The sequence below is a fragment of the Micromonospora thermarum genome (genome assembly GCF_012034245.1).
Classification (GTDB): domain Bacteria; phylum Actinomycetota; class Actinomycetes; order Mycobacteriales; family Micromonosporaceae; genus Micromonospora; species Micromonospora thermarum.
The window spans coordinates 26,098-39,659 of the sequence record NZ_JAATEO010000005.1 but is presented as its reverse complement, the minus strand read 5'-3'; the positions used below and the strand labels follow the sequence as shown (position 1 = coordinate 39,659).

Here is a 13,562-nt window from a genome sequence, read left to right as displayed (position 1 = left end):
GCCCGGCCGTGCCCTGACGGGCCGGCCGGGCGGGCCCGGCGGTCAGCGGGACTCGCGGGTCCGCTCGACGCTGTCCGGACCCAGCACCACCGCGCGGACGGCGTCCTCCACCTCGGCCGTGCACACGAAGATCAGCTCGTCGCCCGCCTCGATCGGATCGTCCGGGCTGGGCACCAGCACGCGCTTGCCCCGCAGGATCGCCACCAGCGCGGAGTCGCGCGGCAGCGGCACGTCCCGCAGCGGCTGGCCGACGTACGGGGCGGTCGGCGGCAACGTGATCTCCACGAGGTTCGCCTCGCCCTGCCGGAAGGTCATCAGCCGGACCAGGTCGCCCACCGTGACCGCCTCCTCGACCAGGGCGGCCATGACGCGCGGCTTGCTGACCGCGACGTCCACGCCCCACTGCTCGGTGAAGAGCCACTCGTTCTCGGCCCGGTTGACCCGGGCGACCACCCGGGGGACCGCGAACTCGGTCTTGGCCAGCAGCGAGACCACCAGGTTGACCTTGTCGTCGCCGGTGGCCGCGACGACCACGTCGCAGCCGGCGACGTTGGCCTCCTCCAGGCTGGCGAGCTCGCACGCGTCGGCCAGCACCCACTCGGCGTCCGGAACCCGGTCGGGCCGGAGCATCTTGGGCTGGCGCTCGATCAGCATGACCTGGTGGCCGTTGTCGATCAGCTCCTGGGCGATGGAGCGGCCCACGTTGCCAGCGCCCGCGATGGCGACCCGCATGGTCACTGCCCCCCTTCCGGCGGACGCGCCGCCACCGACGTGACGGTGTTCACGATGTCGTCGGTGACCAGCATGAAGACCTGGTCACCCTCCTGCACGACGGTGGACGGCGTGGGCAGCGTGCCGATGCCGAACCGGATGAGGTACGCCACCCGGGCGCCCGTCGCCTCCTCCAGCCCGCGCACGGGCCGGCCGATCCAGTCCTTGTGGAGCGGCACCTCGACGATCGACACGGTGCTCGTCGCGTCGCGGAAGAGCTCCACGTTGCCCTCGGGCACCAGGTGCCGCAGCATCCGGTCGGCCGTCCAGCGCACCGTGGCCACGGTCGGGATGCCGAGACGTTCGTAGACCTGCGCCCGGCGCTGGTCGTAGATGCGGGCGGCCACCCGGGTGACTCCGAAGGTCTCCCGGGCCAGCCGGGCCGAGATGATGTTGGAGTTGTCGCCGCTCGAGACGGCCGCGAACGCGTCCGCCCGTTCGATGCCGGCCTGCCGCAGCACGTCGCCGTCGAAGCCGGCGCCGGTCACCGTGATCCCGGCGAAGTCGGGGCCGAGCCGACGGAAGGCGTCGGCGTCCTGGTCGATGACCGCCACCGAGTGCCCGCGGGCCTCCAGGCTGTGCGCGAGGGTCGAGCCGACCCGCCCACAGCCCATGATCACCACATGCACCGCGTTCCTCCTCAGAGTCCGCACCCGCTCCGACCGGTGAGCGGTCGTCTGCGAGCCTGCCACGTTCCCGGCGCGGGCGCGGACCGACGGTACTCCGTCGGTTGACCTGTCCGTGGTCGGCCACCCCCACGTGGCGATCCGCGTGGTCGTACTCTTGGCGGTTGTGGCCAGACCCACCTCGTTGCTGAAGCGGCTGCTCGTCGGTCGACCGTTCCGGTCCGACCGGCTCCAGCACACCCTCCTGCCAAAGCGCATCGCCCTGCCCGTCTTCGCCTCCGACCCGCTCTCCAGCGTGGCGTACGCGCCGGCGGAGATCCTGCTGACGCTCTCCATCGCCGGGGCCGCCTTCTACAGCTACGCGCCGTGGATCGCCATCTGCGTGGTGCTGGTCCTCGTCACCGTGGTCGCCAGCTACCGGCAGAACGTGCACGCCTACCCCTCCGGCGGAGGCGACTACGAGGTCGCCACGGTCAACCTGGGCCGCCGCTTCGGGCTTGTGGTCGCCAGTGCGCTGCTCGTCGACTACGTGCTGACCGTGGCGGTGTCGGTGTCCGCCGGCATGGAGAACCTCGGCTCCGCCATCCCGTTCGTGGGCGAGCACAAGTTGGCCTTCGCGATCGGCACCGTGTTGCTGCTCACCGCGATGAACCTCCGCGGGGTGCGGGAGTCCGGAGTGCTGTTCGCCATCCCGACGTACGCGTTCATCGTCGGCATCTTCGCGTTGGTCGGATGGGGGCTCTTCCGCATCGTGGTGCTCGGCGAGGAGCTCCGGGCGGAAAGCGCGGACTACACGATCCGGGCCGAGGAGTCGCTGGCCGGATTCGCGATGGTCTTCCTGCTGGTCCGGGCCTTCTCATCGGGTTCGGCCGCGTTGACCGGCGTCGAGGCGATCTCCAACGGGGTGCCGGCCTTCAAGGCGCCGAAGAGCCGGAACGCCGCGACCACGCTCCTCCTGCTGGGCGTGATCTCGGCGGCCATGATGCTGAGCATCATCGCGCTGGCCCGGATGACCGGCCTGCAGTACGTGGAGAGTCCCGCCGAGCAGATCGTGGGGGTGGCTCCGGGCTACATCCAGCCGACCGTGACCGCCCAGCTCGCGGCAACGATCTTCGACCACTTTCCGGTCGGCTTCTACTTCGTGCTCACGGTCACCGCGCTGATTCTGGTGCTGGCCGCGAACACCGCCTACAACGGCTTCCCGGTGCTCGGTTCGATCCTTGCCCAGGACCGCTATCTGCCCCGCCAGCTGCACACGCGCGGCGACCGGCTGGCGTTCTCCAACGGCATCATCTTCCTCGCCGGCATGGCGATGGTCTTGATCGTGGCGTTCGAGGCCGAGGTCACCCGGCTGATCCAGCTCTACATCGTCGGGGTGTTCGTGTCGTTCACCCTGTCCCAGACCGGCATGCTGCGGCACTGGAACCGGTTGCTCCGTACCGAGCGCGACCGGGTGCAGCGTTCCCGGATGCGGCGTGCCCGGCTCATCAACGGGTTCGGGGCGCTGATGACGGGCTTCGTCCTGATCCTGGTGCTGGCTACCAAGTTCACCCATGGCGCCTGGATCTCCATCGCCGCGATGGCGGTGATCTACGGAGTGATGATCTCCATCCGGCGGCACTACGACCGCGTCGCGGTCGAGCTGGTCCCGGACGAGGGGCGGCCGGTGCTGCCCGCCCGCAACCACGCCGTCGTGCTGGTCAGCAAGGTGCACCAGCCCACGCTGCGGGCGATCGCGTACGCGCAGGCCACCCGGCCGGACAGCCTGACCGCCGTCACGGTCAACGTCGACGACAAGGACACCCGGCAGTTGCAGGCCGAGTGGGAACGGCGGAACGTGCCGGTGCCGCTGACCGTGATCGACTCGCCGTACCGGGAGATCACCCGGCCGATCCTCAACTACGTGGCCGACGTCCGCCGGGAGTCGCCCCGCGACGTCGTCACCGTCTTCATCCCGGAGTACGTCGTCGGTCGCTGGTGGGAGAACCTGCTGCACAACCAGAGCGCACTGCGGCTCAAGGGGCGGCTGCTCTTCGAGCCGGGGGTGATGGTGACCAGCGTGCCGTGGCAGCTCGCCTCGACCGCGAACAAGAACCTGGACCGGCTCGACGCCACGCTCAGCCGTACCCCGGCCCGCGGGCCCCGGGTGGCGCCCCGCGGCACCCTGCCGCCGACCGTTCCGCCGGTGGTCTCCGCCCCACCCGGGGAGAGCTCCGGCCGCTCGGGCGGTGGCGACGAACCGGCGGGCGGGGGCAGCCGGTGACCGGCGACGGCCGCGGGCTGGAGGAGGCCGAGCGGGTCGAGCTGACCGTCGGGGCGGTCGCGCCCGGCGGGCACTGCGTCGCCCGCGTCGACGGCCAGGTGGTGTTCGTCCGGCACGCGTTGCCCGGGGAACGCGTGGTGGCCGAGGTCACCGAGGTGCACCGCGGGTTCGTCCGGGCCGACGCGGTGACGGTGCTGACGGCGGCCCCGGAGCGGGTCGAGCCGCCCTGCCGGTACGCGAAGCCCGGCCGCTGCGGCGGCTGCGACCTCCAGCACATGGCGCCGCAGGCCCAGCTCGACTGGAAGGCGGCGGTGGTCCGCGAGCAGCTCAACCGACTCGGCGGGCTGACCGACGCGGAGCTGGACACGCTGGGCATCCGGATCGCGCCGCTGCCGGGCGGTCCGCTGGGCTGGCGCTCCCGGGTCCGGTACGCGGTCGACGCCGCCGGCCGCGCCGGTCTGCTCAAGCACCGCTCGCACGAGGTGGTGCCGATCGACCGGTGCCTGATCGCCCACCCGGCGATCCAGACGCTGCCGGTGCTCACGTCCACCGGCACCCGGTGGCCGGACGCGGACGCCGTCGAGACGGTCGCCTCGACCGGCGGGGACGTGTCGGTGACCGCCCTCGCCGACGGGGTGCCCCGGCCGGTGAGCGGGCCGGAGCGGGTCCGCGAGCACGCCGTCGGCCGCCGGTGGACGCTGCCCGCGTCGTCGTTCTGGCAGGTCCACCCGGCGGCGGCCGACACCCTGGTGGAGGCGGTGCTGGCGCAGCTGGCGCCGCTGCCGGGCGAGACGGCCTGGGACCTGTACGGCGGCGCCGGCCTGTTCGCCGCGGCGCTCGCGGGTCGGGTCGGCGAGAGCGGGCGGGTCACCCTGGTCGAGGCCGCCGGGGCGGGGATCGCCGCCGCCCGGGAGAACCTGCGCGACCTGCCCCAGGTCGGGATCGTGCCGGGCCGGGTGGAGGCCGTGCTGGCCCGCCGGCGGGTCACCGGTCCGGTGGACCTGGTGGTGCTCGACCCGCCCCGGTCCGGGGCGGGGGCCCGGGTGGTGCGGGCGGTGACCGACGCCGGTTCGCGAGCCGTGGCGTACGTGGCCTGCGACCCGGCCGCCTTCGCCCGGGACGTGCGCACCTTCGCCGGGCTGGGCTGGCGGCTGGCCGACCTGCGCGGCTTCGACCTGTTCCCGATGACGCAGCACGTGGAGCTGGTGGGGCTGCTGCTGCCGTCCGGCCGAGTCGGTCCGGTCGCGGAGCCGGGCCCCCGCTAGCCTGGCCCGGTGAAGATCGTCGGGTTGATGTCGGGGACGTCGTACGACGGGGTGGACGTGGTCGCCGCCGAGTTCATCCTCGACGGGGACACGCTCTGGTTGACGCCGCTCGGGCACCGGGGCATCGACTACGACGACGGGCTGCGGGCCGAGATCGGGGCGCTGCTGCCGCCCGCGGCCACCACCATCGAGGCGGTCTGCCGGCTGGACAACCGGCTCGGTGAGGTCTTCGCCGAGGCGGCGGCGGTCGGTGTCGAGCTGGCCGGCGGTGCCGTGGACGCGGTCGTGTCGCCCGGGCAGACGGTCTTCCACTGGGTCGAGCGCGGCGTGGTCCGGGGCACCCTCCAGCTGGGCGCGCCGGCGCGCGTGGCCGCCCGGGTGGGCGTACCCGTGCTCAGCGACCTGCGCTCGGCGGACGTCGCGGCCGGCGGTCAGGGCGCGCCGCTGGTGCCGGCCTTCGACGCCCTGCTGCTCGGGCCGGTGCCGACGGCACCGCCCGACCGCGCCCGGACGTCGACCCCGGACCCGGAGGAGACCGGCGGTGCCCCGCGCGCGGCCCTCAACCTGGGCGGCATCGCGAACCTCACGGTGGTCGCTCCGGGCGCGCCCGTCCTCGGGTACGACGTGGGGCCCGCCAACGCGCTGCTCGACGCGGCCGCCCGCCGCTTCCTCGGCCGGCCGTGCGACCTCGACGGCGCCGTGGCGGCGGCCGGACGCGTGCACACCGGCCTGCTGGACCTGCTGCTCGCCGAGCCCTACTACGCGGCGTCCCCGCCGAAGTCGACCGGCAAGGAGCTGTTCCACGCCGGCTACCTGGACGACCGGATCGCCGCCCTCGGCGAACCGGTGCCGGTCGACGACCTGCTCGCGACGCTCACCGAGCTGACCGCGCGGGTGGTCGCCGACGAGTGCGACCGGCACGGTGTCGTCGAGGTGGTCGCGGCCGGCGGGGGAGTGCGCAATCCCACACTGACCGCCCGGATCGCCGCGCTCGGGGCGGGCCGGTGGCGGCTGCGGACCACCGACGAACTGGGCATCCCGGCGCAGGCGAAGGAGGCGTACGCCTTCGCCATCCTGGGCTGGCTCTCCTGGCACGGGCTGCCCGGCGCCCTGCCGTCGGTGACCGGCGCCGCCCGGGCCGCCGTGCTGGGCTCCTGGGCGCCCGCCGGCCCGGCGTACGGCGCCGGCCCGGCCCGGCCGCCGCGCCGGCTGCGGGTCCGCGCCTGACCGGGCGCTCAGGGCGGCGACCCCGGGCGTGGCCGTGCCCGGCGCCGACCTGGGAGGATCCGGGCCGGGCTGCGGAGTGTCGCGCGGCCGATAGACTCTCCGGTCATGAGTGTTGAACAGGACACGGCCCACCACGCCGGGCTGCTGGCCGCCGTGAGCGGTCCGCAGGACGTCAAGCGGAGGTCCACCGAGCAGTTGGGCATCCTCGCCGCCGAGATCCGTGACTTCCTGGTCGCCAAGGTTTCCCGCACGGGCGGGCACATCGGCCCGAACCTGGGCGTGGTGGAGATCACCCTCGCCCTGCACCGGGTCTTCGACTCCCCCCGGGACCGGCTCCTGTTCGACACCGGGCACCAGGCGTACGTGCACAAGATCCTCACCGGCCGGCAGGCCGGCTTCGACAAGCTGCGCCAGCGCGGCGGGCTCTCCGGCTACCCGAGCCAGGCCGAGAGCGAGCACGACCTGATCGAGAACTCGCACGCCTCCACCGCCCTGTCGTACGCGGACGGCCTCGCCAAGGCGTACGCCCTGCGCGGCGAGTCGCGCGCGGTGGTCGCCGTGGTCGGCGACGGCGCCCTGACCGGGGGCATGTGCTGGGAGGCGCTGAACAACATCGCCACCGCCGGCAACCCCCTCGTGATCGTGGTCAACGACAACGGCCGGTCGTACTCGCCGACCATCGGCGGCCTCGCCGACCACCTCTCGTCACTGCGGCTCAACCCCGGTTACGAGAAGGTGCTCGACACCGTCAAGGAGGCCCTCGGCTCGACCCCGCTGGTCGGCAAGCCGATGTACGAGGTGCTGCACGCCGTCAAGAAGGGCATCAAGGACGCGGTCGCCCCGCAGGCGATGTTCGAGGACCTCGGCATCAAGTACGTGGGCCCGGTCGACGGGCACGACGTCGCCGCCGTCGAGGGCGCGCTGCGCGCCGCGAAGAACTTCGGTGGCCCGGTGATCGTGCACGCCGTCACCCGCAAGGGGTACGGCTACCGCCCGGCCGAGGAGGACGAGGCCGACTGCCTGCACGGCCCGGGTGGTGCCTTCGATGTCGAGACGGGTCAGCTGGTCGCCGCGCCGTCGGTGAAGTGGACCCACGTGTTCGCCGACGAGCTGGTGGCGATCGCCGACGAGCGGCCCGACGTGGTCGGCATCACCGCCGCCATGGCCGAGCCGACCGGCATCGCCAAGCTCGCCCGCAAGCACCCCGACCGGGTGTACGACGTGGGCATCGCCGAGCAGCACGCCGCCACCTCGGCCGCCGGCCTCGCGATGGGCGGCCTGCACCCGGTGGTCGCGGTCTACGCGACCTTCCTCAACCGGGCGTTCGACCAGGTCCTGCTGGACGTGGCGATGCACAAGCTGCCGGTGACGTTCGTGCTCGACCGCGCCGGGATCACCGGCCCGGACGGGCCGAGCCACTACGGCATCTGGGACATGTCCGTCTTCGGCGTGGTGCCGGGCCTGCGCATCGCCGCCCCCCGGGACGCCGCCACCCTCCGCGAGGAGCTGCGCGAGGCGGTCGCCGTCGACGACGGGCCGACCATCGTCCGCTTCCCGACCGGCGCCGTCGTCGCCGACCTGCCGGCGCTGCGCCGGGTCGGTCCGGTCGACGTGCTCGCCGAGTCGGCGCGCACCGACGTGCTGCTCGTCGCGGTCGGCTCCTTCGGCCAGCTCGGCATGGAGGTCGCCACCCGGGTCGCCGAGCAGGGCTACGGCGTCACCGTGGTCGACCCGCGCTGGGTCCGGCCGGTCCCGGCCGAACTGGTCGAGCTGGCCGCCGCGCACCGGCTCGTGGTCACCGTCGAGGACGGCGTCCGGGTCGGCGGCGTCGGTGACGCGCTCGCCCAGGCCATGCGGGACGCCGACGTCCAGGTGCCGCTGAAGGACCTGGGCGTGCCGGCCGGCTGGCACCCGCACGGCACCCGCGCGCAGATCCTCGCCGACCTCGGCCTGACCGCCCAGAACGTGGCCCGCGACGTCACCGGCTGGATCTCCCGCCTCGACGTCGAGACCGTCGAGCCGGTCATCGCCACGGACGACGCCGCAGCCCAGAACTGATCCTCGCTCTCCCGACGGCGGGCGCCCACCCGCCCACCCGCCCGCGCCGATCTTGCAGTTTCGGCCCTTGGAATGAGTGGGTTCGCCCGGTATGCCAGGGCAGAAAGTGCAAGATCGCGGGGGAGGGGGCGGGAGGGGCTACCTCGGGGCTGTCAGGGAGCGGTAGTGGGTCTTGTCGGCGGTGGCCAGGCTTACCGTCAGGCGGTCCTCGCCGAGGGGGAGGACGGCCAGGCCGGGGCGGTCGACCAGGCGCGGTGTGCCCGGCGGGATCGACAGCGAGGTCGCCCCGTTCGGTCGCCAGGTCAGCACGGCCAGCGGCTGACCGGGCAGCGGCAGCACGTACGCCTGCAACGGCGCGGCCCGGTCGGCGGGTGACGCCACCGGCGTACCCCCGGCCGGCCGGTACACCACGGCTGTCATCGTGCCGTCGGCCGTCTCCCAGGTCAGCTGCTGCACCTCGCCCGGCTGGCCGCCGCCCACCGCGACCTCGCCCACCGTGCGGACGGCCAGCTTCGTCATCGGCCAGGACGCCGGCACCGAGCCCTGGGACTCCCGGTCACCGACCCGCCGCCGGACGCTGCCGAACGGCCCGTCCTCGCCGGCCAGCGCGCAGGTGTCCAGCCCGGTGAGGGCGCGCCGGCCGGAGCCCGTCTCGTCGCGTACCAGCGGGTACCGCGGCGCCTCCGTGCCGGTGCCGAGGTCGAGGAGCCGGTCGGTTGCCCGGCCCCGGGGCAGGGACTCGGTGGCGCGCAGGGTGGCGGTCACCGGTACCGCGGCGCACGCCGGCACGGTGACCGGGGCGCTCAGGCCGTCGGCGACCGCGAGGGCGCGGCCGTCCGGGCCGAGCAGCCGCTGGACCCGGGCGGACACCAGGTAGCGCCGCCCCTCGACGGTGCGTACCGGCAGCACGTCGGAGTAGACCAGGTAGCCGGGATCGGTGTACTCGGTGGCGTGGGTGACGGCGTACCGCCCGTCCCGCGTCGTGACCTGGAGCAGCCAGGAGGCGCTCTCGCCGGGCACGCTCCCGGCGACCAGGGCCAGCGGCGCCCCGTCGACCTCACCGGCCCAGAGGATGCCCGAGGAGGGCAGGTGCACCCGGTCGTCGATGGGTGACCGCCAGTCGCGGACCGCGGCGGTCACGGCCGCCGTCACCTCCGCGTCCCCGGCGAGGCCGCCCCGCGCCGGCCAGACGGTGAGCGAGCCGTCCCGGCTGTCGTACCCCGCCCGCAGGTCTCCCGGCTGCCGGCCGGCGACCGGACCGCAGGCGGTCACGGCCGTCACCAGGGCCAGCAGGGCGGCGGCCATCCGGCCGGGCCGGCGAGCTGGAGCCACCTGTACGCCCCCCTCGGTCGCCTCGGCGTCGTCTGCGAAGCGCCATAGTACGAGATGCCGCGCCGGGCCCGTTCACCGCCCACATGGGACCCTCCGGTGACTTTGGTGTGATTTACCCGCTCGGGTAGACTCCGCCGACTGTGACGCCTGCCGACACCCGCGCCGAATCCGACCGGGAATCCGCCGCCCCGGCCGGCGCCGATCCGCTCGCCCTCGACGTGGACGGCGCGGCCGGCGCCGGCGGCGCCACGGTGAACGGACGTACCGCAGCGGTGACCGCACCGGCGCCGCCGCCCGCCTCCGGTGTCCCCCTGCTCCGCCGGCTGCCGCCGTGGACTCCCCGGCGGCAGCACCTCACGGTGGTCGGTGGGTTCCTGCTCGCCGCGCTGTGGGTGACCAGCCGGATCTGGGCCGACCCGTCCGGCCGGGTGGCCGCGCTCTACAGCAGCGACCCCGCCCAGGTGCAGTTCTTCCTGGCCCACTCGGTGCGCGTGGTGCTGCACGGCGAGTTCCCGTTCTTCACCGAGCAGTTCAACTACCCGGACGGCGTCAACCTGATGGCCAACACGGCCATCCTCGCCCTGGGCATCCCGATGGTGCCGGTGACCCTCCTCTTCGGCCCGGCGGTGACGTTCGTGCTGCTGGTGACGCTCGCTCTCGCCGGCACCGCCACCGCCTGGTACGTCGTCCTCTCCCGGCACGTCGTCCACAGTCGCCTGGCGGCGGCCGTCGGCGGCTGGTTCTGCGGCTTCTCGCCGGCGATGCTGTCGCACGCCAACTGGCACCCCAACATCATCAGCCAGTTCCTGCTGCCGTTCATCGTGTGGCGGGTGCTGGTCATCACCCGCTCGCGCCGCCCGTACCGCGACGGCGCGCTGCTGGCCCTGCTGGTGACCGTCCAGGCGTTCATCAACGAGGAGATCCTGCTCTTCACCGCCCTGGCCTGCGGGGTGTTCCTGACCGCGGTGGTGGCCCAGCGTCCGGCGCTGTGGTCGGCGGCCTGGCGTCCCCTGGCGAAGGCGCTCGTGACCTGCACCGTCGTGGCCGGGTCGCTGCTGGCGTACCCGCTGTACGTCCAGTTCGCCGGGCCGATGGCGTACCACGGTCTCAGTGACGCCGTACGTGACTACGGCAACGACATCGCCGCCTTCGTCGCCCCGGGGTCGCCCACCCTCGGTGGCCATCAGCGGGCCAACGTCAACCTCGCTCCGAACTACTCGGAGGAGAACGCCTTCTTCGGGTGGAGCCTGGCCCTCATCGCCGTCGGCATCGTGCTGTGGCTGCGGCACGAGGTGGTGGTCCGGGCGCTCGCGGTGACCGGGGTGTTCTTCGCGGTGCTGTCCCTCGGCGAGCGGGTCTCGTGGTGGGACCGGGAGATCGTCGTCGGGCCCTGGGAGTGGCTGGTCCGGCTGCCGCTGCTGGACGCGGTCGTGCCGACCCGGTTCGGTCTCATCACGTCCGTGGTGGTCGGGCTGCTGCTCGCGTTCGCCGTCGAGCGCTCCCGCACGCTGCCGGTGGAACGGCGTACCCTGCGGACGCTCACCGCCGCCGGGCTGGTCCTCGCGCTGCTGCCGATCGCGCCCATGCCGCTGCAGGTGACGTCGCGACCGGCCGTGCCCGACTTCATCACCGCCGACCGGTGGCGCGGCTACGTCGGTCCGAACCAGACGCTGGTGCCGATCCCGGTGCCGAACATGGGCAACACCCACGGCATGCGCTGGGCCGCCTCGACCAACCTCGACTTCAAGATCCCCGGTGGCTACTTCCTGGCCCCGCGCAACGGCAACACCGGCGACCCGGGCCGCTTCGGTGGCCGGCCCAGCGGCATCGGGCCGCTGCTGGAGGAGGTCGCCACCACCGGGCGTACGCCGAAGCTGGACGACCGGCAGCGCCGGCGCTCGCTGGACGACCTCCGGTACTGGCGGGCCGCGATCCTGGTGCTCCCGGTGGACCAGCACCACGCCGAGCCGCTGCGCCAGACCGTCGAGCAACTGGTCGGCCCGGGCCGCCGGGAGCTGGACGTCTGGATCTGGGACGTCCGTGCGCTGACCGACCCGGCGGCCTGATGTCGGTCCGGACGACGGCCGGCACCCGAGCGGACGGACGTTTCCGGCTGTCGGCGTGGGTCCCCGCCGGCACTCGACCGGTCGGGCGCTCCCGGCTGCCCGTGTGGACCCCGGACGTCCTGGTGGTCGCCGGCTACGTCGCCCTCGCGGCGCTGCTCACCACGCGGCAGTGGGGCCGGCCGGACCGGCTGTTCCACCAGGCCGGCGACCAGATCCTGTTCGAGTGGATGCTGGCCCGCGCGGCGCGGGCCGTGGTCGACGGGGAGAACCCGCTGTACGCCACGGCGCTCAACGCCCCGGACGGCGTCAACCTGATGGCCAACACCTCGGTGCTGGGGCTGGGGGTGCCACTGACCCCGGTCACCCTGCTCCTCGGGTCGCAGGTGGCGTTCCTGGTGGCGGTGACGGTCTGCCTCGCCGGCACCGCGACCGCCTGGTACGTGCTGCTGCGCCGCCGGTTCGTCGACTCCCGGGTGGCCGCGGCACTGGGCGGCCTGGTCTGCGGTTTCGCCCCCGGCATGGTCGCCCAGGCGGGCGCGCACCTGCACATGGCGGCCCAGTTCCTGGTGCCCGCGATCGTGGCGGCGGTGTTCCCCGCCGATCGCCGCCGCGTCGTCCGGCCCGGGGTGTGGCTCGGCCTCCTCGTGGCGTACCAGGCGTTCCTCGGCGAGGAGGTGCTGCTCTTCCTCGCGCTCGCCGCCGGGGTGTTCGTGCTGGCGTACGCCGCCGCGGATCCGGGGGCGGCGCGCGCCGCGGTGCCCGCCCTGCTCGGCCGGCTCGGCGTGGGCGTGGCGGTGGCGTCGCCGCTGCTGGCGTACCCGCTGTGGTTCCAGTTCGCCGGCCCGGGCCACTACCAGGGGATGCCCTTCCACGCCGACACGTTCCAGCTCGACCTGGCCTCCTACACCGCCTCGGCGCGGCAGACGGTCCTCGGCGACGGGTACGTGCCCGGGCTGCTCGCCCCCAACCCGACCGAGGAGAACTCCTTCTTCGGGCCGGGCCTGCTCGTCCTCGCCGTGGTCGCCGTGGTCTGGCTCCGGCGCCGGCCGCTGGTCCGGGCCCTCGCCGCCTGCGGCGTGCTGTTCGCGCTGCTGTCGCTCGGTGCCGAGGTACGCCTCGACGGCGAGTCGACCGGGCTGCCCGGGCCGTACCGGCTGCTCCTCGGCGTACCCCTGCTCGACCTCGCGGTGCCCGCCCGCCTGGCCCTGGTCTGCGTGCCGGTCCTCGGCATCCTGCTCGCCCTCGCGACGGATCGGGTCCGCGCGGCCACCGCCGCACCCGGACGGCCGGACGGCGCCGCGGAGCCGGCCGGCGGCGGCCCCGGCGATGCCGGTCCCGGAGCGGCCGGCGCTGGTCCGGAGCCGGCCGGCGGTGGCGGGTCCGGCTCCGGGTCGGAGCCGGGCGCCCGGCCGGCCGTGCCGGTACGGCTGCTCTGGGTCGGCGCGGTCGCGGCCGCGCTGCTTCCGCTGGTCCCCACGCCGATCCGGACCCTGCCGGTCTGGCCGGTGCCGGCCTTCGTCGCCGACGGCGGCTGGCGGGCGTACGTGCCGCCCGGTCGGACCGTCGTGCCCGTGCCGCCGGTGACCGGCGCCGGGGCGAGCCAGGGGATGCTCTGGTCGGCGCGCACCGGCCTGGCTTTCGACGCCCCGGGCGGGTTCTTCATCGGCCCGACCGCGGCGGACGACCCGACCGCCCGCTGGGGCGCCCCGGACCGCCCCACGTCGGTGCTGCTGCGCCGGGTCGCCGAGACGGGCGAGGTGCCGACCGTGACCGACGTCGAGCGCCGGCAGGCGGTCGAGGACCTGCGGCACTGGCGTGCCGCCGTCGTCGTCCAGGGTGGACTGCACCTGGGCTACCCGGTCAAGCAGACGCTCGACGCGCTGCTCGGTCCGGGCCGGGAGGTCGACGGCGCGTGGGTGTGGGACGTCCGCCCGCTGGTCGACTGACGTCGCCG

8 protein-coding genes and 1 pseudogene are annotated in these 13,562 nt (G+C 74.2%); 6 read left to right on the top strand and 3 right to left on the bottom strand.

Annotation, left to right across the window (positions count from 1 at the left end):
• Positions 1–42: 42 nt before the first annotated feature.
• Both HCJ94_RS06340 and HCJ94_RS06335 read right to left on the bottom strand, forming a co-directional pair.
• Positions 43–732: a potassium channel family protein gene (locus tag HCJ94_RS06340; protein ID WP_205800812.1), complete on the bottom strand. Its 690-nt coding sequence runs from the start codon at positions 730–732 to the stop codon at positions 43–45.
• A gap of 2 nt (positions 733–734) precedes the next feature.
• Positions 735–1,400, bottom strand: a complete 666-nt coding sequence (locus HCJ94_RS06335) for a potassium channel family protein (protein WP_168000031.1) — start codon at positions 1,398–1,400, stop codon at positions 735–737.
• Positions 1,401–1,563: 163 nt separating this feature from the next.
• Here HCJ94_RS06335 and HCJ94_RS06330 point away from each other — a divergent pair, with 163 nt between their 5' ends.
• The 4 genes and pseudogenes from HCJ94_RS06330 (at position 1,564) to dxs (ending at position 8,210) form a co-directional block, all read left to right on the top strand.
• On the top strand, positions 1,564–3,660 hold the full coding sequence (locus HCJ94_RS06330; RefSeq protein WP_168000030.1) for an APC family permease: 2,097 nt from the start codon (positions 1,564–1,566) through the stop codon (positions 3,658–3,660).
• Positions 3,657–4,938: pseudogene (locus HCJ94_RS06325) on the top strand (class I SAM-dependent RNA methyltransferase). Before HCJ94_RS06330 ends, HCJ94_RS06325 begins: the two are co-directional and overlap by 4 nt.
• Positions 4,935–6,152 carry an anhydro-N-acetylmuramic acid kinase gene (locus HCJ94_RS06320; protein WP_168000028.1) on the top strand — a complete coding sequence of 406 codons (1,218 nt, stop codon included), beginning with the start codon at positions 4,935–4,937 and terminating at the stop codon, positions 6,150–6,152. The pseudogene HCJ94_RS06325 and the gene HCJ94_RS06320 overlap by 4 nt, the downstream one beginning before the upstream one ends.
• A 105-nt stretch (positions 6,153–6,257) precedes the next feature.
• Positions 6,258–8,210: a 1-deoxy-D-xylulose-5-phosphate synthase gene (gene dxs, locus HCJ94_RS06315; RefSeq protein ID WP_168000027.1), complete on the top strand. Its 1,953-nt coding sequence runs from the start codon at positions 6,258–6,260 to the stop codon at positions 8,208–8,210.
• 138 nt (positions 8,211–8,348) lie between these two features.
• Here the strand turns inward: dxs and HCJ94_RS06310 are convergent, their stop codons facing one another.
• Positions 8,349–9,542 (bottom strand): hypothetical protein, encoded by a 1,194-nt coding sequence (locus HCJ94_RS06310; RefSeq protein ID WP_168000026.1) that lies wholly within the window; start codon positions 9,540–9,542, stop codon positions 8,349–8,351.
• Positions 9,543–9,682: 140 nt separating this feature from the next.
• Between HCJ94_RS06310 and HCJ94_RS06305 the strand changes: the two genes are divergently transcribed.
• Both HCJ94_RS06305 and HCJ94_RS06300 read left to right on the top strand, forming a co-directional pair.
• The gene (locus tag HCJ94_RS06305; protein WP_168000025.1) at positions 9,683–11,608 is read left to right on the top strand and encodes a DUF6311 domain-containing protein; all 1,926 of its coding nucleotides are present in this window, start codon (positions 9,683–9,685) and stop codon (positions 11,606–11,608) included.
• Entirely contained in the window at positions 11,608–13,554 is a 1,947-nt protein-coding gene (locus tag HCJ94_RS06300) for a DUF6311 domain-containing protein (protein ID WP_373684194.1), read from the top strand. Before HCJ94_RS06305 ends, HCJ94_RS06300 begins: the two co-directional genes overlap by 1 nt.
• Positions 13,555–13,562 lie beyond the last annotated feature (8 nt).